At 41.4% G+C, this 24916-nt stretch carries 26 protein-coding genes and 1 riboswitch; of the genes, 21 read left to right on the forward strand and 5 right to left on the reverse strand.

Going from position 1 to position 24916, the window contains the following annotated elements:
• Nucleotides 1-4 precede the first annotated feature (4 nt).
• The 7 genes from pstC to nfo all read left to right on the forward strand — a co-directional run bounded on the left by pstC (nt 5) and on the right by nfo (nt 6764).
• Entirely contained in the window at nt 5-862 is an 858-nt protein-coding gene (pstC, locus tag AC1HCU_RS03650) for a phosphate ABC transporter permease subunit PstC (protein ID WP_480369203.1), read from the forward strand.
• Nucleotides 859-1734, forward strand: coding sequence for a phosphate ABC transporter permease PstA (gene pstA / locus AC1HCU_RS03655; RefSeq protein WP_480369205.1), 876 nt, complete (start codon nt 859-861; stop codon nt 1732-1734). Before pstC ends, pstA begins: the two co-directional genes overlap by 4 nt.
• Nucleotides 1722-2507 carry a phosphate ABC transporter ATP-binding protein PstB gene (gene pstB / locus AC1HCU_RS03660; protein WP_480369207.1) on the forward strand — a complete coding sequence of 262 codons (786 nt, stop codon included), beginning with the start codon at nt 1722-1724 and terminating at the stop codon, nt 2505-2507. The genes pstA and pstB overlap by 13 nt, the downstream gene beginning before the upstream one ends.
• 117 nt (nt 2508-2624) lie before the next feature.
• Nucleotides 2625-3344: a phosphate signaling complex PhoU family protein gene (locus tag AC1HCU_RS03665; RefSeq protein ID WP_480369210.1), complete on the forward strand. Its 720-nt coding sequence runs from the start codon at nt 2625-2627 to the stop codon at nt 3342-3344.
• A gap of 43 nt (nt 3345-3387) precedes the next feature.
• The gene (locus AC1HCU_RS03670) at nt 3388-4080 is read left to right on the forward strand and encodes a response regulator transcription factor (RefSeq protein WP_480369213.1); all 693 of its coding nucleotides are present in this window, start codon (nt 3388-3390) and stop codon (nt 4078-4080) included.
• Complete coding sequence (locus tag AC1HCU_RS03675) at nt 4077-5828, forward strand: sensor histidine kinase (RefSeq protein ID WP_480369215.1); 1752 nt, start codon at nt 4077-4079, stop codon at nt 5826-5828. The genes AC1HCU_RS03670 and AC1HCU_RS03675 overlap by 4 nt, the downstream gene beginning before the upstream one ends.
• 93 nt (nt 5829-5921) lie before the next feature.
• On the forward strand, nt 5922-6764 hold the full coding sequence (gene nfo, locus AC1HCU_RS03680; protein ID WP_480369218.1) for a deoxyribonuclease IV: 843 nt from the start codon (nt 5922-5924) through the stop codon (nt 6762-6764).
• A gap of 67 nt (nt 6765-6831) precedes the next feature.
• On the opposite strand, the gene AC1HCU_RS03685 is transcribed toward nfo, so the two are convergent.
• From AC1HCU_RS03685 to AC1HCU_RS03705, 5 genes are all read right to left on the reverse strand, one after another.
• The gene (locus AC1HCU_RS03685; protein WP_480369221.1) at nt 6832-7068 is read right to left on the reverse strand and encodes a DUF6580 family putative transport protein; all 237 of its coding nucleotides are present in this window, start codon (nt 7066-7068) and stop codon (nt 6832-6834) included.
• A gap of 83 nt (nt 7069-7151) precedes the next feature.
• Nucleotides 7152-8654 carry a PKD-like domain-containing protein gene (locus AC1HCU_RS03690; protein ID WP_480369223.1) on the reverse strand — a complete coding sequence of 501 codons (1503 nt, stop codon included), beginning with the start codon at nt 8652-8654 and terminating at the stop codon, nt 7152-7154.
• Nucleotides 8655-8688: 34 nt separating this feature from the next.
• Nucleotides 8689-10152, reverse strand: a complete 1464-nt coding sequence (locus tag AC1HCU_RS03695) for a PKD-like domain-containing protein (RefSeq protein ID WP_480369226.1) — start codon at nt 10150-10152, stop codon at nt 8689-8691.
• An 83-nt stretch (nt 10153-10235) separates the two neighbouring features.
• Nucleotides 10236-11411, reverse strand: coding sequence for a YncE family protein (locus AC1HCU_RS03700; protein ID WP_480369228.1), 1176 nt, complete (start codon nt 11409-11411; stop codon nt 10236-10238).
• A complete protein-coding gene (locus AC1HCU_RS03705; RefSeq protein WP_480369231.1) occupies nt 11408-13522 on the reverse strand; it encodes a TonB-dependent receptor plug domain-containing protein in 2115 nt (704 codons plus the stop codon). The genes AC1HCU_RS03700 and AC1HCU_RS03705 overlap by 4 nt, the downstream gene beginning before the upstream one ends.
• Nucleotides 13523-13685: 163 nt before the next feature.
• Nucleotides 13686-13901, reverse strand: a riboswitch (cobalamin riboswitch).
• Between the two features lie 931 nt (nt 13902-14832).
• Here AC1HCU_RS03705 and AC1HCU_RS03710 point away from each other — a divergent pair.
• The 14 genes from AC1HCU_RS03710 (at nt 14833) to AC1HCU_RS03775 (ending at nt 24865) form a co-directional block, all read left to right on the forward strand.
• Entirely contained in the window at nt 14833-16140 is a 1308-nt protein-coding gene (locus tag AC1HCU_RS03710) for a tyrosine-type recombinase/integrase (protein ID WP_480369234.1), read from the forward strand.
• Nucleotides 16141-16192: 52 nt separating this feature from the next.
• Entirely contained in the window at nt 16193-17263 is a 1071-nt protein-coding gene (locus AC1HCU_RS03715) for a hypothetical protein (RefSeq protein WP_480369236.1), read from the forward strand.
• Nucleotides 17264-17453: 190 nt separating this feature from the next.
• The gene (locus AC1HCU_RS03720) at nt 17454-17717 is read left to right on the forward strand and encodes a helix-turn-helix domain-containing protein (protein ID WP_480369239.1); all 264 of its coding nucleotides are present in this window, start codon (nt 17454-17456) and stop codon (nt 17715-17717) included.
• Between the two features lie 184 nt (nt 17718-17901).
• Nucleotides 17902-18648, forward strand: a complete 747-nt coding sequence (locus tag AC1HCU_RS03725; protein ID WP_480369242.1) for a hypothetical protein — start codon at nt 17902-17904, stop codon at nt 18646-18648.
• The gene (locus AC1HCU_RS03730) at nt 18596-19996 is read left to right on the forward strand and encodes a replicative DNA helicase (RefSeq protein ID WP_480369245.1); all 1401 of its coding nucleotides are present in this window, start codon (nt 18596-18598) and stop codon (nt 19994-19996) included. Before AC1HCU_RS03725 ends, AC1HCU_RS03730 begins: the two co-directional genes overlap by 53 nt.
• 10 nt (nt 19997-20006) lie before the next feature.
• Complete coding sequence (locus tag AC1HCU_RS03735) at nt 20007-20663, forward strand: hypothetical protein (RefSeq protein WP_480369248.1); 657 nt, start codon at nt 20007-20009, stop codon at nt 20661-20663.
• A 369-nt stretch (nt 20664-21032) separates the two neighbouring features.
• Entirely contained in the window at nt 21033-21326 is a 294-nt protein-coding gene (locus AC1HCU_RS03740; RefSeq protein WP_480369251.1) for a hypothetical protein, read from the forward strand.
• Nucleotides 21327-21357: 31 nt separating this feature from the next.
• Nucleotides 21358-21516 (forward strand): hypothetical protein, encoded by a 159-nt coding sequence (locus tag AC1HCU_RS03745; protein WP_480369253.1) that lies wholly within the window; start codon nt 21358-21360, stop codon nt 21514-21516.
• Nucleotides 21517-21537: 21 nt separating this feature from the next.
• The gene (locus tag AC1HCU_RS03750; protein ID WP_480369256.1) at nt 21538-22143 is read left to right on the forward strand and encodes a hypothetical protein; all 606 of its coding nucleotides are present in this window, start codon (nt 21538-21540) and stop codon (nt 22141-22143) included.
• Nucleotides 22130-22414 (forward strand): hypothetical protein, encoded by a 285-nt coding sequence (locus AC1HCU_RS03755; protein ID WP_480369259.1) that lies wholly within the window; start codon nt 22130-22132, stop codon nt 22412-22414. Before AC1HCU_RS03750 ends, AC1HCU_RS03755 begins: the two co-directional genes overlap by 14 nt.
• 39 nt (nt 22415-22453) lie before the next feature.
• Nucleotides 22454-22705 (forward strand): hypothetical protein, encoded by a 252-nt coding sequence (locus AC1HCU_RS03760; protein WP_480369262.1) that lies wholly within the window; start codon nt 22454-22456, stop codon nt 22703-22705.
• A 2-nt stretch (nt 22706-22707) separates the two neighbouring features.
• Entirely contained in the window at nt 22708-23271 is a 564-nt protein-coding gene (locus AC1HCU_RS03765; protein WP_480369264.1) for a terminase small subunit, read from the forward strand.
• A gap of 6 nt (nt 23272-23277) precedes the next feature.
• A complete protein-coding gene (locus AC1HCU_RS03770) occupies nt 23278-23481 on the forward strand; it encodes a hypothetical protein (protein WP_480369267.1) in 204 nt (67 codons plus the stop codon).
• A 361-nt stretch (nt 23482-23842) separates the two neighbouring features.
• Nucleotides 23843-24865: a hypothetical protein gene (locus tag AC1HCU_RS03775; protein WP_480369269.1), complete on the forward strand. Its 1023-nt coding sequence runs from the start codon at nt 23843-23845 to the stop codon at nt 24863-24865.
• The last annotated feature ends 51 nt before the right edge of the window (nt 24866-24916 follow it).

The following is a 24916-nucleotide window of genomic DNA, read 5'->3' on the forward strand; positions in this document are numbered from 1 at the left end:
TGATATGAAGGATAAGATTTTCAGATTACTCCTTTTTGTTGCCGCATTACTCGTACTGGTACTGTCGGCAGCCATTGTCTATGCGCTGGTGAGTCGTTCCTCCGAAGCATTTCAGGAATATGGCATCCGTGGCTTTATAGCCAATGCGGAGTGGGATCCCCGGTCGGCCACAGAAGAATATGGGGCATTATCGTTTATTGTGGGCACACTCTATACGGCCTTCTTTGCATTGATGCTCTGTATTCCCTTTGCATTGTCCGTGGCCTTGTTTAACGGTGTCTATTTTAAAGGAAAAAAAATATCCGATGTGGTACGGTCGGTTGTCGACCTGCTTGCAGGTATCCCTTCCATCGTATATGGCCTTTGGGGTTTTTACACGGTACGCCCGTTGATTATCGATCTGGGAGTGAATGCGCAGGGATTTGGCATCTTTCTCTCTTCGGTTGTCCTGGCTATTATGATTATCCCCTATGCCTCATCGCTTAGTTCCGAATTTTTATCTATGGTACCCAACAATCTCAGGGAAGGAGCGTACAGCCTGGGAGCCACACGGCTTGAAGTAGTGCGGCATATCAATCTGCCCATGGCGGCTTCCGGCATCGTGGCATCATTCATTCTTGCTCTGGGACGGGCTCTGGGTGAGACCATGGCGGTAACCATGCTTATTGGCAATACCAACCGCATTCCGGCCGGTTTGCGTGATACTGGCAACACCATGGCGAGTGTGATTGCAAATCAGTTTGGTGAGGCCGATGGACTTAAGCTCAGTGCATTGATTGCCATAGGTTTACTTCTGTTTATCATTACGGCCATCATCAATCTGATTGCGAAGCTCGTCATGAAAAAATTATCACACGCATGAGTCAGGATAGATCCATTTCATTCACATCGCGGAGAGCGAAAGACAAAACGGCTTATATCCTCGTTTGTCTCTTTTCTTTCCTGGCCATGGTGCCCCTGTTTTTTATCTTGTGGGATGTAGTTTTAAAAGGATACAAAAACTTCAACCTTCGTCTTTTCACCGAGGTGACTCCCTCGTCGGTAGATGCGCTGATGGCCCGTATGAACGGAGACCCTATTCCTGGAGGAATTCTAAATGGTATCACGGGCTCTGTTCTCATTGTGGGCCTTGCTATCCTTTTTTCCATTCCGCTGGGACTCTTTATCGGTATTTACCTTTCGGATAACAGAGGAAAGAAATTTGCCCGTACAATCAGTTATCTTACCGATCTGCTACAGGGGATGCCCTCCATTGTGATCGGCATCATTGCCTATGCATGGGTGGTAAAGCCCTTGGGCGGTTACTCGGCATTGGCCGGCAGCGTGGCGCTGGCCATCATGATGCTGCCCATGATTGTACGTTCCACAGAAGAAACCATGAACATGCTTCCTCCTGCTTATAAGGAAGCGGGTCTTGCTTTGGGATCATCGTACACCAACGTGGTATTTAAAATTTTACTACCTTCGGGGTTTGGAGGAATTTTCACAGGTATCCTTTTAGCCATATCGAGGGTAATGGGTGAAACAGCTCCCCTGATGCTCACGGCATTGGGTGCTTCCGTGGTGAACTGGAAGGTGACGGAGCCTACCAGTGCCATTCCGCTGCTGATCTGGGACTTTTACAATGATCCCAATCTGGTAGATCTGATATGGTCGTCATCGTTATTATTATTAATCGTCATATTCCTGTTAAACTGGATCGCCAAAATTGTAGCTCGTAAATGGAAAGTGTGAAAATTACAAATAGTAAAAAAGCCATTCTGCAGTTAAAGGATTTATCGGTATCTTATACACCCGGAAAATATGCAGTAAAGAAGGTTTCCACCGAAATATATCCCAACACCATTACTGCTATCATGGGTCCTTCCGGTTGTGGTAAAAGTACGCTGCTGCGTGCCATTAATCGCATGCACGATCTTTATGCCCATATCAGTACCACGGGTGAGATCATCCTCAAAGATAAGAATGTACTCGAGATGGATCCCATGGAGGTGCGGCGCATGGCGGGAATGGTGTTTCAGCAGCCCAATCCTTTTCCCACCATGAGTATCTACGATAATGTGTTGGCGGGCTACTCTCTCAACGGCATACGTCTTCACCGAAAAGAGAAGGATGAAATCGTGGAACAAAGTCTCAGGAGTGTAGCCTTATGGAATGAAGTAAAGGATGTGATGAACAAGCGCGGATCGTTTTTATCCGGTGGACAGCAGCAGCGCCTCTGTATAGCCCGTACGCTGGCACTGAAACCGGAACTGTTGTTGATGGATGAGCCCACATCGGCACTTGACCCTATATCGACGAATAAGATTGAGGAATTGCTGCTGGAATTAAAACAGGAGTTTACCATCATCATAGTCACCCACAACATGTCGCAGGCTGCGCGGATATCAGACAACTCCATGTTTATGTATCTGGGAGAACTGGTGGAACATGGAAATACCACGCAGATGTTCACCAAACCGCAACAAAAAAAGACCGAAGAGTATCTCACGGGAGTTTTTGGATAAAGTTTCAGACATCAACTTTTAACAGGAAACAGGCAAAAAGTAACAGAAAACAGGTACCGGAAGGCGGGTGTTTTATTGTAAAATCACAAAACGAAAATCAATTTAATCAATCTTAAGATGGACACACAGAACGATAATAGAGAATCTACTCCCACAGTGGGAATCAAAGATAAGTATCTGGAGCAGCTCCACAGCGATTTCCAACTGGTATCTGAGATCGTGCTGACCCAGATATCACTGGCTTCATCCTTGTTACATCAGAAACCCGACGAGCTTGTTCTGATCGAACTGAAGCGTAACGAAAAGTTAATAAACTCTCTGGATATCACAATCAAAGAAAAAGTTATTAACGCAATCATGCTCTTCACTCCGCGGGCATCGGACCTGCGACGGCTGATGGCCTATCACGATATGACAATCTCCATGGAGCGCGTGGGTGACCTGATTGAGAATATCACGCATTTGATCAGCGATATAGATTTTACCCTGGATGGTTTCGAAAATTACAAAAAACTGCTCGACAAGATGTTTGTGAAGAGCGGGAAGATGATCAAAAATGCGGTGTTTTCTTTTGCGGGTGGTAGCAATGAGATGGCGTATGAAACCATCTATATGGATGACAAAGTGGATAAGCTGGACAAGAAGATTGAGAGAAAACTGGCAGAAGGGTTTGGTAATGAGATGCATACTACGCAGTCGCTGGTTAATATAATGAATATAAATAGTATATCTTATTATCTTGAGCGAATTGGAGATAAAGCGGTGGATATTGCCGAATCGGCCGTCTACCTGATTGAAGGCAAAGACATCCGGCATACCAAGCTTCCCAACCCCTGAAACCGATTTTCTGATAACAGAAATTATATTAATTTTGTATGTTATGGAAGAAAGAATTTTAGTGGTAGACGACGAGGAAGATATTTGTGACATTCTGCAGTTTAATCTGGAAAATGAGGGATATATTGTAGATGTGGCCACATCGGGTGAGGAGGCTTTACAAAAAATTACCGATGTACATCAGCTTATCATCCTCGATGTGATGATGGAAGGCATCTCGGGCTTCAAGACTGCTGAAAAATTACGAAAGAACGAAAATTATATCCCCATTATCTTCCTTACGGCAAAGAATACCGAGAACGACATGCTGACCGGTTTTTCGCTGGGTGGCGATGACTATATCTCCAAGCCTTTTTCGGTGAAGGAGGTGTTGGCACGCGTGAAGGCGTTGCTGAAACGCACCTCGCTCATCAAGATGCCTGCAGAAACAAAGTGGTTCTACAAGGGGCTTGCCATTGACATCCACACCAACAGGGTCACCATAGACGAAAACGAGGTGTCGCTGACCAAGAAAGAGTTCGAGATACTCTCTCTCATGGCGCAGGCCTCGCCGAACGTGCTTACTCGTTCGGAGATTCTCAACAGCGTGTGGGGAGATAATGAATTTGTGCTAGACAGGACGGTAGACGTGCATATAACCCGCCTGCGAAAAAAACTGGGAAAATATGCCAATATCATTGTCAACCGCTCGGGTTTTGGTTATTACCTGAATATAGATGCCAAAAAGGAAGAATGAAACGAAAAATCACTTTCAGGGTACGTATCCTGACCATATTTTCACTTATTATTGCAGGATTCACAGTGGGTATTATCCTCTTTGAACAACAGCAAATAAAGAAAGAACGTAGCGACAGCTTGGAACGTACGCTGGAAAACAATGCCGATATAATAAATCAATATCTGGCAATCAACGGCATTACAATAGCGAAGAGCGGGGATTACATGGGAGAGCTGTTACAGTACATGCCACCTTATTTGAGAGTGACTATTCTCGACTGGAAGGGAAGCGTAATTTATGACAACCGGGCAGATGCGAGTACAATGGAAAATCATTTGCAGCGGCCCGAAGTACAAAAAAGTATCGGCTTCGGTACAGGTACGCATGTGCGTCTTTCCCACACCAAGAATGTAAAATATCTTTATTTTGCTAAAAACTATGATGAGAAATATTTTATCCGTATGGCCGTACCATATGACGTGAGACTCCAGTCGTTCATCAACTCCGGGAACTCCTTTGCATATTTCATTCTTCTGTTTTTTGTGGTCTGTGTGCTGATGATGTTATATTTTGCCAACCGTTTCTCCAAATCAATGAAGGAACTGCGTGAGTTTTCCCTGAGCGTGAAGAACGGCCTGCCCGTCCCTTCCTCCTTTCAGTTTGCCGACGATGAGGTAGGGGAAGTGAGCGCCGATATTGTTGAAAACTACAATCTGCTGCAGGAGAACCGTCTTAAACTTGCAGCCGAACGGGAGAAGCTTTTGCAGCATTTTCAATTTTCCGAAGAAGGTATTGCCATTTTCTCACACGATCGGCAGCAGGTGTATGCAAACTCCCATTTTTTGCAGTTTCTGAATGTGATTCTTGATAAACCTACCCTCGAAACGGAACAGCTCTTTTCCGATCCCAATTTTGAGGAAGTGGTGCATTTTCTGGACGAACGTTCCCAAAATGGGAACATGTTTTCCAAAAGGATCGACAGAAGTGGAAAACAGTTCAATGTGCGGGTAATAATTTTCGATGATCGAAGTTTCGAGCTATATATCAGTGATATCACCAAGTCTGAGAAGACACGGCTACTCAAGCAGGAGATGACCAATAATATTGCCCATGAGCTCCGTACGCCGGTGACCAGTATCCGGGGTTACCTGGAAACCATATTGAATATATATCGCGATGAGTCGTCAGATGAACGGATTCACAACTTTCTCGACAGGGCTTATGCACAGACCATCCGTCTCTCTGAACTGATTCAGGATATAAGTATGCTTACGAAGATAGAGGAGGCTGCAGATCGTTTTGAACTGGAGCCTGTGATGATGAGGGAGTTATTGGTCGAGCTGAAGGCAGACCTTGCTGATGACCTGGATGGAAGGCAGGACAAATTTACGGTGGATGTGCCCGAGTCGGTGGTTATTTATGGTAGCCGCACACTGTTGTACTCTATCTTTCGGAATCTTGCGGAGAATTCCATCTCTTATGCCGGAAAACAAATAGATATTGTTGTGCGTTGTTACAATGAAAACGAAGATACCTATTTCTTCGAATTTTACGATTCCGGTACGGGAGTTGAAGAGAAGCATCTGGTGCGCATTTTTGAACGCTTTTATCGCGTGAACGAGGGACGCACACGTATCACGGGCGGATCGGGGCTGGGACTCTCCATCGTGAGAAATGCCGTACTCTTTCACAGGGGGAGCATTGTAGCCAAAAACCGCTCCGAGGGGGGCTTGTGGTTTTTAATGACATTTCCAAAAAAGAAATAAACATATGAAACGAGTATGAGAAATCATTACACCCGAAGTAATGATTAAAAGCGAGTTCCATATGACACCATTGAAAATAAATATTTTAGTCATATGAAATATATCGGAGCACATATCAGTGCCTCTGGTGGTGTGGAAAATGCACCCCTCAATGCACAGGCTATTGGAGCGAAAGCTTTTGCCTTTTTTACCAAAAACCAGCGTCAGTGGTTTGCTTCGGCATACACGACACAGAACATAGATCTATTTAGGGCACGCTGCGAAGAATTCGGCTTTTCTCCCGATTACATTTTGCCGCATAGTAGCTATCTCATTAACCTGGGCAATCCGGGTGAGGAGGAAATAAAGAAATCACGACAGGCTTTCTTTGATGAGATGAGCCGATGCGAACAACTGGGACTGAACAGGCTCAACTTCCATCCTGGCAGCCACCTCAACCAGATTTCTCATGATGAGTGTCTCAACCGCATTGCCGAATCGATCAACATGTCGCTCGACCGGACAAAGGGAGTGACTGCCGTACTGGAGAATACAGCAGGTCAGGGAAGTAACATGGGACATACATTTGAGCAACTGGCATACATTATCGATAAGGTGGAAGATAAGAGTCGCGTGGGTGTCTGCCTCGATACGGCGCATCTGCTGGCAGCCGGTTATGAAATTAGAACCCGCGACGCCTACGATGATACTTTCCGCAGGTTCGACGAAATAGTAGGCTTCCGCTATTTACGGGGCATGCATATCAACGATTCAAAAAAAGAACTTTCGACACGGGTAGACAGGCATGACAGTATTGGCAAGGGAGTGATGAACCTCGGTCTTTTCACCTTCATCGTGAACGATCCTCGTTTTGACGATCTGCCACTGATTCTGGAAACTCCCGACGAAACGCTCTGGGCAGAAGAGATACGAATGCTTTATGCGCTTATCAGATAGGAGTATTTCGAAAAAACATTTTAAAAAGGAGGATTTCTCTTCATAAAATATGAGAGAGATCCTCCTTTTACAAACAATTCAAAAAAGTCATTAAACCATCTAGACTTGATATCCTCAGTAAAATCAAGATAAAAGGCGTACTTTTGTTTATCAAAAGCTTACTAAAAGTATTCGTGACAAAATGGTCGAAATACTCGGCATACACCACATTGTTTAAAATTAAATCGCTTATCCACGCAGCAGCTGTGGGCACTAAATATACCCACCATTTGCGAGTACAATAAGCTGCCCCGAAAAGTGGCATTTCGCCAATGGGCGCAAATTGGAGGGATGGGGAACAAGTCTGCCAACTGCAGTCAATAGAATCATTGCCATAATAACGGAGAGTTATTTTTTTATCGTGTTAAAACTTATACCTCTCATATGCAAATCGTATGCGCCGGCAATCTCGGCAGATGCTTCGCCTAACCAGCCGTTTTCTTTGTCCACGCCGTTATATACTTTCACAAAATCGATACCGGGAAGGTTGGCAGGTTTGCCCTCTTTGTCTATTGCCCAATCGATGTCGATTCCGGCATTTTCTGAGTGGTTGGGGTAATTATCGGCATAGCCGTAACGGAAAGCATAAAGCACGTAATAGCTACCTTGTCCACTTTCGTCAATACCATTATCGGCAAGGCGGATACCTTTGTAGGTGATCTTATCTTCTTTTATCCATCCCGGATAGTAACTCTGCTTGTGGAACCCATTCTTTACTTTGTAACCTTCCTGTCCTTGGTTGTCTGTCCAATAAATATAATTTTTTATAGGTGCTTCGTCATCGTTAACGGGGCGGTAAAATGTCATTTCGTAATCGCGGAAAGTGCGCACGTCGTTTTTATTGTTCACAGCCATTTCATACCACGACTCATTCTCTGCAGTAAAATTTCCGCTGCCTTTTATTTCATACCACTCATCGTCGTCAGGTTTTCCGTTTTTATTTTTATCGTAAGCCACCATAATAACCGCCGGTTCACAGCTGCCACCAAAAGGTGCATCGGGACGGGGATTGGCTGCTGCGCCAAAAGCATTTCCGTTGATGGTGAAATCGCGTTTACCCGAAACATTGGCTATGGTGTGGTCAAAACCAAACGTAACGTATCCCCCCCAGCCGCCGAGGGTAATCATTGTGGCATTTTCACCCACCAAATGAGAGGCAGTTTTGGCAACCATATCTTCGTGCGTGTCGCCTTCATCATATTTGGGTAGTTTGTTTACAAATTGTCCGGGAGCGGGCAAATAGTCAAACACGTGCGAAATATAGGGTGATTGCACTTTTTCTCCGGCGCGAACCAGTATCATATATCCGTCTTCCAACCCGTCGGGTGTGATGGCTTTGATGGTATATCGTCCGGTTTTTGCCGAGATGAACTGAGGCACTCCCGTTTCGGAATGTTCCAATCGGTATAAATCGTTCGATGCTTTGATTACTTGCCATTCTATGTTTTGTATTCCTTCCAGACTTTTTGGCGTTTCCAGGAGCAAAACAGTATTTGTTGATGCGTTTATGGGGGTGAAGTTGCCTACTTCAATGGAGATTACTTTTTGTGCCATTCCGCTCGATGATGCGGCGCGAAACACCAACGTGTGCGTTCCGGCTACCGATGGCGCGGTAAAGGTGTAGGTGGCGGCAGTACTTTCTACCACTCCGTTAAGGAGCCACGTATAGGTGGCATCGGGTGCATTTTCTACGGTGGGTTTCAGCTCCAGCGTTTGTTTCACGGTGGCGATGTATTCGCTTTCGAGTCCCGAAATAACGGGAACAATACCTACTTCGGCTTCTTTGGTACAGCTTGCAACGAAAAGTACCGAAAACAAGATGTATGATGTGTATTTGTTGATTGATTTCATTTTATTGATAAAATTAAAAGATTACTCTACTCGTTCATATGTGTTTGTCCAAGATTTGACCTACATATAAAATTCGACCCTCTTTCATATTGGCATCTTCTACTACCTGTGGTGTTACAGAAAAGTTTTTTTCAAACGGATATACTATTTTTCGTACTCTTACAAAGTTTATTCCGATAAGCGAAACACTTTCCCCTTTTTCGTTTACCGCGTCATCAATATCAATGTTCAATTTTTGATTGAATGAGTTGCCACCAGTAACATCACGTGTTATGCGTTTCCCTTTCCGGGTAATAACGTTTGACCAGCCGTCTAGCTTTATTACTTCTTTCCTTTCTTTATCGATCATATAATATCCGGGGAAGAAACCTTTGGTGGATACATTGCCACTATTTGTAATGGAACTTGATAATCTTTTACTGTAATGAACCTCACCCAGTTGCTGCTCAGCTTGATTATCTTGCCATTTGAAATAGGTGTCAAGCCATAGTTCGTCTGTTTCAACACGGTCATACGTAAAGGTGATTTCATAATTAGCTATATCTTCCTTACCCCAATCGTGATTTTTAATTTCGTACCATTCGTCTTCATCCGGCTTTCCATTTTTGTTTTTGTCGTATGCTACAAAAACCTGTGGCAGATCGAATTGCGAAAACTTCGCACTGATTTCCAAGTCTGTTTTTCCTTTTACGTTGACTACCGTATGGTCAAATTCAAAAGTGGCGTATCCTCCCCAGGAACCAAGGTGAATACCGTTAGTGGGGCTTCCTTTTCTTATCTCTGTTGCTTTATTTATAAAGTCGTTGTATGCCAAGGGAAATTCGTTTCGATTCCACATAGTTTCTCCACCAATAAGCGACCAGTCAAGCCCGTTTGCCGGAGCCGGATAATACTCTAATAGCGTGTAGGCGCTCTGTTTATAGTCTGCCTCTTCCACCTTCACGAAAGTTGTTGTAGTTACGGATTGTTTTCCAGCAGATACGGTGAGTTTCAGTTCGTAGTCGCCGGGTTTGACTTCTATGAAATCAATGTTTTTCTCTTTTCCTATCACCGCGTCGCCCTTTATCCATTCGTACTTGTAGTCGTCGCGTTCGGGACCGGCTATTTTGGGCACGATTTCAAGCACGTTGCATTTTGATGTGGTGAAAATGGGTTTGTCGAACGAAATTTCAATGGGTGCCTCCACCACAATTTTAAACACTTCGTGGGCGGTTCCGCCTTTGTTGCTTGCCTTAAACGCTATTACAAACGTGCCGGGCTGCGTGGCAACAAACGTATAATCGGTGGTGGTATTGACGATTTTCTTGTCGTTAACCGTCCACACATAATCGTTTCCTTTCAGATTTTTGATATCGGGAGCCAGCGTTATTTTGTCGCCTATGTTTAATAGATACTCGCTGGTTTCGATTCCCGAAATATCGGGAGCCAACACTTCTTCTTTACACGCGGTAAAGAACATTGCCGTGAATAGCACGGCAAGAAGAATCTTCTGTTTCATCTTGTTTTTGAGTTTAAGAATTAATGAAAAATGTAATGTTTTTATCCTATAGGTTTTGAGATGCCATGTGTTACGTCTTTACATTATCTACTTGGCACCAGTACAAAATGCGCTGGAATCTGTCCCGCTTCCAGCTCCCATTTTTTTCTTCCGGAGGAAGTGAAGCAGTAGAGTGCACCGGGAGTAACGTAGTTTCCGGCATCAGTAATATAAATGTCTTTGTTTACAGGGTTTACCATAATGCCATAGGGCTTTTCAATCTGTTTATCGGTACCGTCGGTAATGATGCTGCGGGTTACTATTTCACGCGTACGCGTATCCACAATGCTGTACGAAATTTCCCAATCGTGCGTTATGTAGCTAAACTCGGTGCCGTACACGTAAAGCAAGTCATCATCGATCCAATAGTTGGTGGCGGCAATGGGTATTGTATCGGTAACTTCGCCTTTTGCACGGTCGATGAAAAACAAACGGGAAGGCAATCCTTTGTAATCACCGCGCGAACTTACCCACAGATTGCCTCGCCCGTCGGCTTTTATCCGCTCTAAATTATACGCCACGTCAATGCGTCTTTCTTCCTTGAATGAGGCTATATCGATCACGGAAACTGTTCGCTCGTATCCCCCGGTACTGTTCGCGCCCATATATCCGCCCGAATTTGCAACGTAAATTTTGTTGTCCACAATTTCCAGTTCATCGGGTTGAAAGCCTACCAAACACCGGTCTACCTCTTTTAGTGTGGCGGTATCTACTTTTGCCACAAAGCCGATTTGTGTGTAATCGGGGTCTATCACAACCGGCCCGGCATAGGAGGTAACGTAGGCATATCCGTCGTGAAACTTGATGAAGCGGCAATTGGGTATCTCTATTTGTGCGATGCGCCTGGTGGTTGCCACGTTCATCACTTCCACCTTGTTGGAGACGTTGATTACAGCGTAGAGTTTGCTGCCGTATATGCCAATGTCGTTACCCACATCTCCCATCTCTTTGGGGATTTTGGGGTTTCGTTCGGCATAGATGTTTTTCTTGTAAACGGCGGTGGCAAAATCGTAATAATCCAATGTGGCTTTGTTGTTACCCATATTGCCCTCGTTGAGGAGGTAGAAGCCCCAATACCCGTCGATATATTCGGGGAAACCGGTGAGGATGTCTTCCGAGAGTACCACTTCCACATCGTCGCGACACGATGAGAAAGCCGTAAGCAGGGCGATAAACCATATTCTAATTCCTAACTTCTTATTCCCAATTTCTTGCATCATATTTCTGCGGTTATTGAAAGTTTATAATTTCTCCTGGGCATAGGGTAATTAAGTACCACATCGTAATCTTGACTGAGCAGGTTATTTATTTCCAACGCTACCCGCATATTTATCTTTTTTATCATGAATTTTTTACTTACTGTCATATCGTTGGTGTACCAGGGCTGCTCGTATTCGGCGGGGATATTTGCCGAACTATGGTAGCGTTCGCCCACGTAGATAAAACTGTAGTTCAGCTGCCACGATTTGTAAGTGAGGCTTGCCACTGCTGAACCGTTGTGCCACGGAATGTAGGTAATTTGCCCTCCCCACGTGCTTTGTTGCAGAATCGGGTTTTTACGCTTGGTAAAATCTTCCGCCTTTTGATAGGTGTACGTTAGGCGAAGGTTGAAAAGCAAATCTTTATACGGTTCAACGGTGATCGATGCGGCTGCATCCATACCACGGATTTTCACGTACCCCAAATTCATCATCATCCACCGGTATTGCCCGCTGCCTTTGGGGACAGCAACAATTTTGTCGGTAACCTCGTTGTAATATGCATCGGCTTGAAATTCCCACTGCTTGATGATATTTTTCTCATAGGACTTCTCATACCTGAATCCCACGTTATATTGATGGGTAAATTCCGGTTTGAGCTTGATGTTGCCGATGTCGGTATAATAGAGGTCGTTGAAGGTGGGCATTCGGAAAATATGCTTATAAAAAGTGCGAATGTTTAAATTTTGACTTTTGAATGGTTTGTAGGATATAAAGAATGCAGGGGTAAACTCATGTTTATCGGGTGCGGCTTTGGCGTTGTCATCGGCGGCAGTGTTTCCCGAACTGATTCGCTCGCGCACGAAAGTTGCCAACACACTGCCTTGCATTTTCACTTCACCGAGATCGGTTGCACTTGCCAAAGCTACGAGCGTGGTAAGCCGTTTCGGGAAAACAAAACCGTCCAAATTGGATGTCAGTGTATTGTATTGCATATCTGCCGATAACACCGCATCCCACTTCCGTGTGATGGAGTACTTGTTGGCTACAGAAGCATACACCTCCTGTTGACGAAATGTGTTGTCGATAAGCATCAGCGTGGTGTCGGGATTGAGGTAACGCATATAATCATAGGCATATTTGGTATTGATCAACACGTCGTATTTTGGAGTAACGCTTTTTTGAAAAACACCTTGTGTGAAGAAACTGCGGTCCCACTGCCGTTGAGAATTTTTCCACCGGTTATTTACGACGGCTCCGGGAATACCTCGTTCCGAATCGTAGAAATAAGTTTTCACTCTCCAATATCCACCGGAAATCGTCCCGAACAATCCTCCTTCAAAGCGGAAAGAATAGATATCGCCGTTTTCTCTCACCGCAGTGGTGTCGTACATTACTTCGCCGGTATTGGGGAAAACGCGTCGATAGCGATACTTGTATTTTCCAGATGAGTTGATATATTCACCGTTGATGGAGGCACTCAGATTATCTTTAAATTTATATTCGTACAACACAGAGGGATTAATGAGGTCGAAAGAACCTCCTTTGGTGGAAGTACGCAGGTTGTATCGCTTGTTTTCCACGAAACACGGGGTACGCGATCGGAGATAAACTGTGGCTGAGGATCCGAAATCTCTCCCCGGCTGAAAGATGTTGCTTTTTTGTCCGTTGTAAAGCGAAATCTCCTCGATGTTTTCCAGTGAGAATTTACCCAAGTCTATTTGACCGTTCTGTGCGTTTCCCAACTGAATACCATCGTAAAAAACACCCACGTGATGGGTTCCCATACTGCGTACATTTATGGTTTTCAGTCCGCCAATGCCTCCGTAATCTTTAAGTTGCACGCCCGAAAAATAGCGTATGGCATCGGCTACCGAAAAAGAACTCAGGTTTTTAAGTTGCTCGCCCGACAGTTTTTGTACGGGAATCACTTCTTTCATCAATGGACTTCCGTAAACAACAAACTCATCCAACTGAAGAAACATCGCGGTAGAGTCCCTGCCAGATTGTGAAGTCTCGGTTTGAATTGGCGGTTGTTCGGGCTTATTCGCCCCGGCTTGTGCAAACAGATTGCCTGCCGTAATCAGCAGCCCGATTACAACGAACAGCGAGGTTTTCTTACACAGATTCATTCTTTCCGAAAATTAAACTTTCAGAAAGCGGATCATTGAGGTGGAATTATAACACACGCGGTAAAACGGCTTATGAAGTATAAGTAGCCAAAATAATAAAACAGAAGAATCTGCCGTGGTACGTGTTTTCGTTCTTCAAGCTCCAACTCCCCGAAAGCTATGAAACATTTTATCTATTTTGGCAGGTCTTCTGACTTACTCGTCCTTTGTGCTTCCTTCCCACCCCAATAATTGTCGGGACAGTGGATTTGGGTATTGCACAAGGCTCTTCATTGAGCTTACAGCAGCGGGTCTGTTCAGGATTTACACCTGATTCCCTTTTCATTATTCGTTCCGAAGGATAAATAGAACGAATAACACCAAAATTTGTGTTTGCAAAGATATGAAAGATATTTTAGAATTCAAGAAGTTTTTATGGGATGATTTATTTTGACTTTAACTTATCAGAGTGAATTCTCATTTTTTATGGTTTTCCATAAGCGTGCTGAAACCTCCTTTCTCCGAACAATGGATAAACAACCGCTGTTCAATATTGTTTTTCATCTGCAGGAAGCGAAAGGAAAGGGCTTCGACAGTTTCAACCCTTTTTACGCTGGTCAATTTATGGTTGTCTTATGTAGAGAAATCAAGTGAAATATCCCTAACGGTTTCTTGGTATTCAGGTGCATTGATACCTGCAACTTTAAACCTTTTACGTGAGTTCTTTCGGCTAGATGGGTACCTTCGACTTTCAATATTTCTGCTTCCTCTTTTTGCTGCGCATATAGCCGATTGTTCCCGAAAACTTCTGCCTTTTACTGTTTTTATGGTCATAACCGGAACAGAAAAAAATATACCGATAAAACGATCGTTGTGTGATTTCAGTGGTTAGGTAAGTATGTAAGAAAAAAAATATTTTCAAGCGTCTATTTGTTGACAGTATAAAGACTGAGAAAAACCGGTTTCATAAATTATCCCAGAAAAATATTAGCTGCAAAGAATAACGATAAAATGGAAAATATCAGGAATTTATCCTTCAAATTATTATCCGACAGTTAGGTATGATTAAAGTTATTTTATTTTGATTTGGACGCTCCTTTGATGCCCTGTTAAAATAAAAACCGCTGATTTTCAGCGGCTTTGTGTTGTCTTTTTTAGTACACCCGGCGGGAATCGAAAATGACATTATTGGACTTCTTTGGAAATATACAACAAGCGTAATACCCTGAAAATAAATCAATATTATTTCATAATGTAAAATAATGCAACGATTTGTTTTGTTTGTGTTGTGCAAAGTTTATATATTTGCACAACGCTAATAATAAAACAGTATGGCAACGGTTAGGGCTTATATCAGAACAACCAGAAAAAAAGTGGATAGCGTAAGCATTCGCTTCCGGTTGAGTGCCGGAAGATCCGTACAATTGCACCACGTATCGGAAATAAATGTAAACCCTGACCACTGGGACGAAAACAGACAGGAGATCAAATCGCGCGTATTAGTTTCTGATGATTACCGGAATGAAATCAATAATGCCATTGTGAACAGAAGGAAACTATTATTGACGGTTTATGATGAGATAAAAGATGATCCCAGTCCTGAGCGTTGGTATGAAGCAATTGATCAAAAGCTAAACCCATCAAAGTATAAACCAAAAGAAAAAACTTTTTTTGATATATTCGATGATTATATCAAGACACAAGAAGAACGTGGAACTTATTTAAAAGTTTTACGTCGATGCCTGCAGCGTTGGGAAATGTATAAGAGGGCAACAGAAAATGAAACATTCAAAATCGATATCAATGGGCTTAATGCCAAGGATATTCAATCGTTTAATAAATTCCTTCAAATTGAACATTCTATACAGGACGATTATCCGGAAATTTATGAGGTGGTGAAAGAAACGCGGAGAGTAAAACCAAGGGGCAATAATGCGAGGAGTGATCATCTTAATAAACTCCGCTCTTTTTACAAATGGGCAGTTAAAACAAATCTCACCACAAACAATCCGTATGATGAATACAAAGTTCCAGGGGAAATCTACGGAACGCCTTACTACATTACAATTCGCGAGAGAAATAAACTGCTACAGACGGATTTGAGTGCCCATCCTGAGACGGAGGTACAAAGGGATATTTTTATTTTCCAATGTCTAGTTGGGTGCAGAGTCTGTGATTTAACTAAATTGTCAAAAGCGAACCTAAAGGACAACGGTAACTTTATTGAATACATTGCCAAGAAGACAATAGAAGATCATCCGTCAACAATCCGCGTGCCTTTGACTGATAAAGCAAAGAATTTAATAAAGAAATACGAAGGTAAGAGTGAAAGGTTATTTCCATTTATCAGCGATCAAAAGTACAATGAACATATAAAGAAGGCGTTCACACTGGCTGGATTAAACCGACTTGTTACTGTTCTTAATCCGACTACTGGTGAAGAAGAACAACGTCCGTTAAACGAAGTTGCAAGTTCCCATTTGGCACGTAGGGCGTTTGTAGGAAATTTATACAAGAAGGTTAAAGATCCAAATTTAGTTGCTTCAATGAGCGGACACGTTGAGGGGAGTAGGGCGTTTGCCAGGTATCGTGACATTGATGATGATATGAAGAAGGAGACTATTAGTTTCTTAGAGTAACCTATTATGACAGAGTGTATTTAATAATAACTTTATTGCTAATAATTTATTGATGAAATACGATGAATATATAAATAAGGGCGAGTATGATAAAGCTGTCGAATTACAAACAAACGCTTTAGAAAAAGCTTTACAAAACATAGATCAAGGATGGGATATTAGCGAAGCTATGGAAAATGCTGGATTTGTACGAAATGAAAAATTACAAACAATACTAGATAATGTAACCATAGGTTTAAAAAATAAAAACTCATTCTTTCCTTTTGATGCACCATTTTCTGATTATACAAAAGATGATGAAACTATTGATCGACTGCTTCTTTGTGAAAAATATAATATCAAATCCTGTTTGGTGGGTTATTATAATGATTTAAAAGAATTTAGAATTGATACATTATTTCAAAAAGTGGATATGTCGTTTAATTGGCTTTTCGAAATATTGAATAATGTATGTACTTATATATCGGACAACACAGATAGACCTCTTCACCTGCAGAATAAAATAGTAGAATTTTTGCAGCTATTTAATGAAGAACCTGGATTTGGGCAGATACTACAAATACTTTTATTACAAGGAGTTTTGAATTGGTTTGAGAAATGTAATATTAATGAAAATGACAGTGGATATAACCAGTTGCAAGATCTTTGCAACTTTGTAGGAATAAGGTTAATAGAGATCTGTACTTTCTATTCTATCTATTTTAAAGATGATGAGGATAAACAATTAATTGATCGATTTTTATATTCAACGAGTCTAGGAAAGAAGATCATCAAAGTAATTAATAAAAAAGAAACACTGAAAATTGATAAAGCAGCATTACAAACAACAAAATACACGGGAATAGCTAATAAATTATCAAAATGGATCACTGGGGCAGATGATGAGGTTCTCGAAAGCATAATCATTAATAAAAACGTGCCGGATGGCAAGAAGAAACCCGAATGGAAAGGTCGCGCAGCTGATGCGCATCGGTTTAGATATTGGATAGGAGATACAGAAGCTACAATGATAAAATGCTTTAACGGGTTAAATAAAAATAACTTCAAAAGGAATGGAGCTCCAAAGTCTGAGAGTGAAATTCAATTAATGGGATCTATCTGGGACGTGCTAAAAGACCTTTAATTCAAGCAAAAATAAAACCGACAATAAAAGCATCTGAATTTCAGGTGCTTTTTTATTTCCTTATATCTAAAACCGACCTAAACCGACAATAATCCGACAAAATATGTCGGTTTTTACATTGTAAATCAGTGTGTTAATCATTATTTCGCATATTATCTTTGCTTCATACAAATTAAAAAATACAGGTAATATGGAACAAATGATAGTATTGAACAGACAGGATCTAAAGGATCTTATTAAGGAGTTTGCATCTGAAGCAACACACAATGAAAAGAAAACAGAGATTTTCTTGACTACTGAGGAGGCTTGCCATATGGCTAAAATCAGTCGTCCAACGCTTCACAGGTGGAAGAAATCTGGATTAATCCCATATGTAAAGATCGGGAAAAATGTAAGGTACAGGCAAAGTGAGTTAATAGAGGCGCTTAACAAATCCCGTGTTTATGGGAAATGAATTAGAAAGGAGATCTCTATGACTGATAACAGTTACATAGTGCAGGAGGATGTGCAATGCAAAATTATATCTGACCAGGAAGAAACCATTGATGAGGTTTATCCGGCAGAATCAGAAATGCGAAGTTGCAAAACCCTGTCTATAGGGGAAATTCTCGATTTACCAGCTTTCAATAATATCAAATATGGCCGGAGATGAAACAAATAGCGGGTGGATCTCTCTTTATAGGAGAATACGTGATCACTGGATTTGGCAGGATCCGGTTAAGTTCAAATGGTGGATAGATATCATTCTCACCGTGAATCATGAAGATAAAAAAGTGAATATCGGGATGAGATTGATTGAATGTAAAAGAGGGCAAGTGGTGATGAGTTTACGGAATTGGGCAGACAGGTGGAAAGTATCAAGAGATACTACACGCAATTTTCTAGAACTTTTGAAAAAAGACGGAATGATCACCACAGAGAACCTCATAAATACTACACGGATAACGGTCTGTAATTATGATGATTATCAAGGTGGTTTACGCACGAGCCAAACGCAAACCGAACGCCAGCCAAACGCCAGCCAAACGCTAGACGACACAAACAATAATGATAATAATTCAAATAATGAAAATAAAGATATAGTTGAAAAATCATATTCAAAAATTGATATATATCCTTTTGATGAATTCTGGAATGACTATGATAAAAAAAGAGGCAGTAAGGAAAAACTAATCAAGAAATGGAATAAGATCTCAGACAGTGAAAAGCTAAAAATTAAAGAACATATTCCCATATACAAAAAATCGCAGCCGGATAAGGAGTTTCGTAAAGACCCTGAAACTTTTTTGAATAATAAATCTTGGAATGACGAAATTATTAAAAGCTCAAAGAATGGAAATGAACAGATCACCCCAACAAAAACATATGAAAACCTCTTCCAGTGAACTCATATTGCCCCATAATCCTGAAGCAGAGAAAGCGACCATCGGAGCGTTACTCATCGAGAAAACGGCCATCTATGAAGTGATTGACTTCCTAAAGCCAGGAATGTTCTATGATGAATATTTGAATGAAGTTTACAAAGCCATCTTATCAGTAGAGGCTCATTCAGATGTTGATCTTATAACAGTCGTTGAGGAAATAAAGAGGCAGTCCCGGAAGGTTGACATCATGCGATTGACAGAATTATCTGATATTGTCGGATCAGCTGCACACGTGAAGGTTCATGCAATGGTAGTGTTCCAGGACTATATGCGCAGGAAATTCATGCTGAATTGTGCAAAGTCTCTCACGGAATCCAACGATATGAGCGTGGATGTGGATGATCTGATCAATAACCATATTTTCGATATTGAGAACCTTTCTGATGTTTCTGATGTGAGTTTGACCACTTCCATCAATAAGATAGCTGCTGAAGCATACAAAGAGTATAAGATCCGGGAAGAAAAATGCAAGCAGGGTAATTCAGTAGGGATCCATACCGGCCTGAAGAAGCTTGATACTGTTTTGCATGGATTCCAGAAGGGATCTGTTTACATTCTTGCAGCGAGGCCCGGGATGGGTAAAACGGCCTTCCTTTTGAATGCCGCCAGGCGAACAGCCGAAAATGGCAATAATGTGCTGATTTTTTCCCTTGAAATGACCAAACGATCACTGATTGATAGAATGGTTGTGGCTGAGAGTGGTATCAATTCAGAGGCTTACAAAGCAGGAAGATTGTCACCTGAAGAACATATCAGTATGGGGGAATCTTTGGAAAGATTGTCTCTTCTTCCCATCTCAGTGAATGATACGGCATCGATATCCCTTCAACAGATCAGAGCTCAGGCAAAAAAGATGAAGAGGCAGGGCAAATGTGATATCGTGATGATTGACTATCTACAGCTGATCGATATGCAGTCGCTAAACGGAAAGAGCAAAAATGACGAGATGGAGGTCTGCTCTCGCGCAATAAAAGTAATGGCCAAAGATCTGGATGTCCCTGTTGTGTTACTATCACAGTTAAACAGGGGGGTAGAAACAAGGCAGGATAAAGTACCGGTACTTGCAGATTTGAGAGGTAGCGGAGCCATTGAGCAGGACGCTGATGCCGTTTTGTTCATTCACAGGGAATCTTATTACTCAGATGCTGCCAATAAGAACACTTGCAAGATCCGTATTGCAAAGAACAGGGAGGGCCGGACAGGGGAGTTTGATTTTTGGGTAGATGATTACATCACCAATTTTCTGGATGAGGATCCATCAACCAGAAACATTCCACAGTACTATAATAATGAAAATACACCATTTTAAATAACAGATTATGAATATTATAGAAGAGATTGACAGATATGTTGATATATCACAAAGGGTATTTAAAGCAAAAAAATTATTGGAAACTTTGACAATTAACTGGGCGTCTAATCCTGAAGAGATGCAGTTTGAAAAACTAAAAAGCAGCTCAATGTTTTTAAATTCATGTAAATTCCTGAGAATGGATAAAATAAAAATAGAAGATACCCCAAGTTTTGGAGGAGTTGACCTATTTCAGGGAGTCCAGGAGTCGTTGAGATTTATTGAACTTATAGAATTGATAGCAAGCGGTGAGAAAATTATACCCCCAATTTATGTGATTGATGTAGTTTACATAGATGGTGCGAGAACGGAGAAAAACATGGATTTTATGGATGGATCACATAGAATTCGGATAGCTGAATTCTTACAACTTCCCGAGATTCCTATCGTTGTTTTTGAAAGGGTGCATTCATACGTTTTCCCCGTTAATAAGTGGATTTTCAAGGAAATGAAAATTGTAGAACGACATCCCAATGGAACCCATACATCCCGAAATGGGATAGAAGCAACTTCGATAGATGGGAGATCAATTGTTCTAAGTATGGGGAAATATAAGCCATCCATTAATGATGGAAGTGAAAATGGCATCTTTCCTGAATATTTGCAAATTAATATAGTCCATTAAAATTCCACTAAAGAATGATCAAGCAAGATATTCAAAAGCATATCGATATGAATTCGTGATGAACGACTGGGAAACAGGGAAATAAATAAATATGAATATCGGTACTTGGAATTCAGATGATTAAAAACAAGCCATTTTGAGGCCGTTTAAGAGGTGAGAATATTCTTACAGGTAAGGTACCGGGAAAGCAGTCAAACCTATCAAATTGACGAAGCAATGAAGCGAGGCGGGAGGATTCTGAAATTATAATATTCCCTTTGAAAAAACAAAGCAATGAAGATCCATCTAACTGGAATTTTCAGAAACTATTGAAAAATTTACATTTTACTATAAAGATAAACGATTTACAAATTACAAAAAAAATTAATTATGTCGACAGAAGAATTAAAAGCTGAAGCCCTGAGAGTAAAGAATGCGATTGCTGAGTTTTTTGAAGCACCAAATTCAACGAAACCCGTTATCGAGAAACTCAAAACGTACCAACAGGAAAATCGGAAATCCTCTCTTCGCTACGAGGTAACAGATCTGAATGGCCCTGCCGGACGTGCAAGAAACGAAGTCCTGGTCAAGAATGGCGGTAATTACGTGGAAGTATATGAGGCAATGGAGCAACTCATGAATGAATTCGCTCAGTTATGCGACGAAGTTCAGTTGATTCCGTGATATTCAATAATGGTTAATTAATCACATGAATATGACAGAAGAAGAACTGGATAAACTCTCAGTCGAAGAGTGGATAGAACTGATGGATCAAAATGAGAGAGTAAGTTGCGCGGTGAACATGGACCAGGATTTTGATGAGCAGGAAAGTGGCAATGAAGATTTTGGGACAATAGACTTGTTTAAAGATTAAAACATTAATAAATAGAATTTTATGGCAAATAAAACAATTAAACCTTTATTGGTTGATTTTGATGAAGTTGAATTTCGAAGAGATCTTCGCAGATTGGAAGAGCGGATCATCAAAGCACACGGGAAGAAGATCGAAAAAGCTTTTGAGGCTACTGGCCTGGGGAAGCTTAACAATGATCATCTTCAGGGTATTTTGAAAGGCGATCTTTCCGGAATACGAAAGGCTATTACTGATGTGATTTCCAAAGTTCTGGATCCGGAGTATTTGAGCCAAGAGATTGCAAACAATGTAAACGGCAAAATGGCAAGCCTGGAACATGAAACAAGAGGTCTTCTCTCAACCATTGATGTAGGTGGTGTTCGTGACCTGGTTTGCTACATTTCAGCAAGTGATACCGGTGAGATATATGTCTCAGATGAAGCGAAAGAAAGGATGAAGGATTCCCACAGTACGTTTGTTACCACTGAAGAAGGGATCAACCGCTATAATCTTCACAAGGCAGCGGCTGATGCAATAAACACTTTTGTAGACGCAATGGGTGATCAATTGGGACATGATTATCCTATGGATGCTTTCAGAATGGATGATGATGACAGGGTGATTCCAAAAGCTTATGATTACGATTGAAAGTCATCTAAATGAACTACTGGAGGAACTTGCAGCTTCATTGAGGCTAGCATTAAAGAGAACAGGCAATCCTGAAACAGTGAAACGGTTCCTTAATGATCCTGTCTCTATTGTAAGCCAAACGGATGGAATGGTCCGGGCAACCGGTGCCTACATTTTTACATTGTATCAAGCGATAAAAAAAATTGAATCAAAAGATGATGTATACTTGGATGAGATAGACAATCTGCTTTGGTGCTTTCCGGAACAGGACCTGTTTAACTTGAATTAGAAAAGCATCAAGGCAACTATCTTAAAAGTTATTTTCAAAATGGATAAAACTACTGAACGAGTTCCCAACGACTCGATAGATGATTTACAAAAAAAGTCTATCGATGAGTTGACAGATGAAGAAATTGTCGCGATCCTACGGGTCCGATTCAAATCAAAATTTGCGCTTATTGCATATGAGAGTAAGGGAGGCTATTTGTTCGTTTCAACTTATGCACCCGGGGGAAAAACGATGGTATCAAACCTGCAGAAAGCTTGGGAAGAAAAATTTGGCCACATTGAAGTTTTATGAATATGACAAAGCTAACACCTAAACAAGAAGCCTTTTGTAATTATTACATCGAGACCGGCAACGCATCGGAAGCGTATCGGCGTGCTTATTCGTGTGGGAATATGGCACCTGATACAATTAATCGGAAAGCAGTTGAACTCTTGAATAACGGCAAGATTACGGCAAGGGTGGGACATTTGCAAGAAGCCCTTCAGGAACGCTCAGATATCACCAAAGATGAGACAGTAAAAGAGCTCTCTGCAATTGTCAGGGCCCGCGTTACTGATGTACTGAACATTAAAGGAAACAAGGTGACGATTAAGAAACTTGAAGATATGCCTGATCATGTCGTTTCCTGTATTGCGTCTGTTAAGAAAACCAAGGACAGCATTGAGGTAAAGTTTTATGACAAGATAGCTGCCATCGACCGGTTAAGTAGAATGCTGGGCTGGAATGAAGCGGATAAGATTGATATCAAGGGTTCAATTGATACCGGTATGCTTGAAAAGATGAGTAAGGAAGAACTTGAAGAATTTATTAGAAGTGGAATTGATAGACAAGGTTTTAATGAACCACCTAAAGAATAAAACATTATGAGCAAAGAAGAGAACAGTCAAATTTCCAGTGAGATAGAGCAGTTTGAATCAATCAATGAAGTCTACGAAGCCGGTAAACGTGCCGGAATGATAGAGGGGTACTTACGTGCCACAGAAAGCTTAAAAACGACTATTGATCGTCTTCAGGCAATGTTTGTAAAGAAGGTGAGCGGAGTGAAAGAGCAGCCTGAAAACGAATAACTGGGATTCTTTTTTTACGCATTGTTTCCGGGGGAGGCGGAAGTGGATCTCCTTTTCTTGGGGTCCACTTTTTTATATTAGCAACATAAATCGGGTTTATATTAACTTAATTTCTCAGTTAAAAACATATAAAATCGGAGTTGTAAAAAACTGTTTTTTAATTGTCATTGAATCAGTGGAATAGTTCCTAAAATATGTTTTCCAAAATCATATAATTATCATTATGTTTAAAGATGGTGTTTATCTGGCAAATTTTCTAAATAGCAACAATCCCCTAAAACAGTTCCCGGAGGCAATTCTAAGGTTATTCAAAGAAACAAAATAAAAACATTTTACAATCCATCTAAATATTGAACTAAATATGCCTGAAAGAATCAATAATTTCGATAGGCAACATATCAACCGGTTACTGTTACAGGAAAAGCAGATCAATGCTCTGTTCAATCAGTTAATTCGGTTAGTGGCGCCTGAAATGCGTAAATGGCACGATGCTGACAATAAAAACAGTGTGTGGATCCGTAACGCTGGAATAGAAAGTAGGATAAACAGAATCCTCAACGATTTCCGTATTGCACTTGAGAAGTTCATCAAAGAAAACCAGGAAAAAGCCTGGCTATCTTCAGTTGAAAAGAACGATCAGATCGTTGAGCAATATATCAAAGGGATGGCATTGTCTTCTATTGCGAAAGAGGGAATGTTTTCCCGGAACTTGGAGGCATTGAAAGCACTACAGAACAGGATAGACGACGGAATGAACCTTTCAAAAAGAGTGTGGGATATATCTACGCAGACGAAAGGCCATATTGAACTGTTTCTTGAATCTGGGTTATCAACCGGCAGAAGTGCTGAGGCAATTGGCCGTGATTTCAGACAGCTGCTCTATGATCCAAATAAACGATTTAGAAGGATCAGAGATGAAGAAGGTAATCTGGTCCTTTCTCAGCCGATGAAGAATTATAACCCTGGTAGGGGAGTGTACAGGTCATCCCGGATGAATGCTTTACGCGTGGCCAGTACTGAAACAAATATGGGCTATCGGATGAGTGATTCAGAGCGATGGAAACAGCTTAATTTTGTTCAAGGGTACGAAGTAAAGCGGTCCGCGAATGCTCATCCCTGTGTGATCTGTGATTCCTTGAAAGGTAAGTATCCAAAGAATTTCATTTTCCCTGGTTGGCACCCGTTTTGCATTTGTTATGCTGTTCCCATCGTAATGGGGCTTGATGATTTTGCGGATTACCTATTGAGTGAAAAGGTACCTAAAGCCGATATTGTCAATACCATCCCTGGGAATGCGACGCAATTTTTCAGCAAGAATACTAAATATCTGGAAAACTCATACATTGCTAAATACAATAAAGTGCTACTGAAGGATTTCTTGTAGATTCAGGTTTTAATAGATATCAATGGTTAAGATCCTATTGATCTCAAAAAA

The sequence above is a fragment of the Proteiniphilum sp. LBM24028 genome, assembly GCF_056629195.1.

Coding starts and splice junctions, on each gene's coding strand:
- pstC (WP_480369203.1), top strand. CDS start 5: ATGAAGGATAAGATTTTCAGATTACTCCTTTTTGTTGCCGCATTACTC.
- pstA (WP_480369205.1), top strand. CDS start 859: ATGAGTCAGGATAGATCCATTTCATTCACATCGCGGAGAGCGAAAGAC.
- pstB (WP_480369207.1), top strand. CDS start 1,722: ATGGAAAGTGTGAAAATTACAAATAGTAAAAAAGCCATTCTGCAGTTA.
- AC1HCU_RS03665 (WP_480369210.1), top strand. CDS start 2,625: ATGGACACACAGAACGATAATAGAGAATCTACTCCCACAGTGGGAATC.
- AC1HCU_RS03670 (WP_480369213.1), top strand. CDS start 3,388: ATGGAAGAAAGAATTTTAGTGGTAGACGACGAGGAAGATATTTGTGAC.
- AC1HCU_RS03675 (WP_480369215.1), top strand. CDS start 4,077: ATGAAACGAAAAATCACTTTCAGGGTACGTATCCTGACCATATTTTCA.
- nfo (WP_480369218.1), top strand. CDS start 5,922: ATGAAATATATCGGAGCACATATCAGTGCCTCTGGTGGTGTGGAAAAT.
- AC1HCU_RS03685 (WP_480369221.1), bottom strand. CDS start 7,068: ATGCCACTTTTCGGGGCAGCTTATTGTACTCGCAAATGGTGGGTATAT.
- AC1HCU_RS03690 (WP_480369223.1), bottom strand. CDS start 8,654: ATGAAATCAATCAACAAATACACATCATACATCTTGTTTTCGGTACTT.
- AC1HCU_RS03695 (WP_480369226.1), bottom strand. CDS start 10,152: ATGAAACAGAAGATTCTTCTTGCCGTGCTATTCACGGCAATGTTCTTT.
- AC1HCU_RS03700 (WP_480369228.1), bottom strand. CDS start 11,411: ATGATGCAAGAAATTGGGAATAAGAAGTTAGGAATTAGAATATGGTTT.
- AC1HCU_RS03705 (WP_480369231.1), bottom strand. CDS start 13,522: ATGAATCTGTGTAAGAAAACCTCGCTGTTCGTTGTAATCGGGCTGCTG.
- AC1HCU_RS03710 (WP_480369234.1), top strand. CDS start 14,833: ATGGCAACGGTTAGGGCTTATATCAGAACAACCAGAAAAAAAGTGGAT.
- AC1HCU_RS03715 (WP_480369236.1), top strand. CDS start 16,193: ATGAAATACGATGAATATATAAATAAGGGCGAGTATGATAAAGCTGTC.
- AC1HCU_RS03720 (WP_480369239.1), top strand. CDS start 17,454: ATGGAACAAATGATAGTATTGAACAGACAGGATCTAAAGGATCTTATT.
- AC1HCU_RS03725 (WP_480369242.1), top strand. CDS start 17,902: ATGGCCGGAGATGAAACAAATAGCGGGTGGATCTCTCTTTATAGGAGA.
- AC1HCU_RS03730 (WP_480369245.1), top strand. CDS start 18,596: ATGGAAATGAACAGATCACCCCAACAAAAACATATGAAAACCTCTTCC.
- AC1HCU_RS03735 (WP_480369248.1), top strand. CDS start 20,007: ATGAATATTATAGAAGAGATTGACAGATATGTTGATATATCACAAAGG.
- AC1HCU_RS03740 (WP_480369251.1), top strand. CDS start 21,033: ATGTCGACAGAAGAATTAAAAGCTGAAGCCCTGAGAGTAAAGAATGCG.
- AC1HCU_RS03745 (WP_480369253.1), top strand. CDS start 21,358: ATGACAGAAGAAGAACTGGATAAACTCTCAGTCGAAGAGTGGATAGAA.
- AC1HCU_RS03750 (WP_480369256.1), top strand. CDS start 21,538: ATGGCAAATAAAACAATTAAACCTTTATTGGTTGATTTTGATGAAGTT.
- AC1HCU_RS03755 (WP_480369259.1), top strand. CDS start 22,130: ATGATTACGATTGAAAGTCATCTAAATGAACTACTGGAGGAACTTGCA.
- AC1HCU_RS03760 (WP_480369262.1), top strand. CDS start 22,454: ATGGATAAAACTACTGAACGAGTTCCCAACGACTCGATAGATGATTTA.
- AC1HCU_RS03765 (WP_480369264.1), top strand. CDS start 22,708: ATGACAAAGCTAACACCTAAACAAGAAGCCTTTTGTAATTATTACATC.
- AC1HCU_RS03770 (WP_480369267.1), top strand. CDS start 23,278: ATGAGCAAAGAAGAGAACAGTCAAATTTCCAGTGAGATAGAGCAGTTT.
- AC1HCU_RS03775 (WP_480369269.1), top strand. CDS start 23,843: ATGCCTGAAAGAATCAATAATTTCGATAGGCAACATATCAACCGGTTA.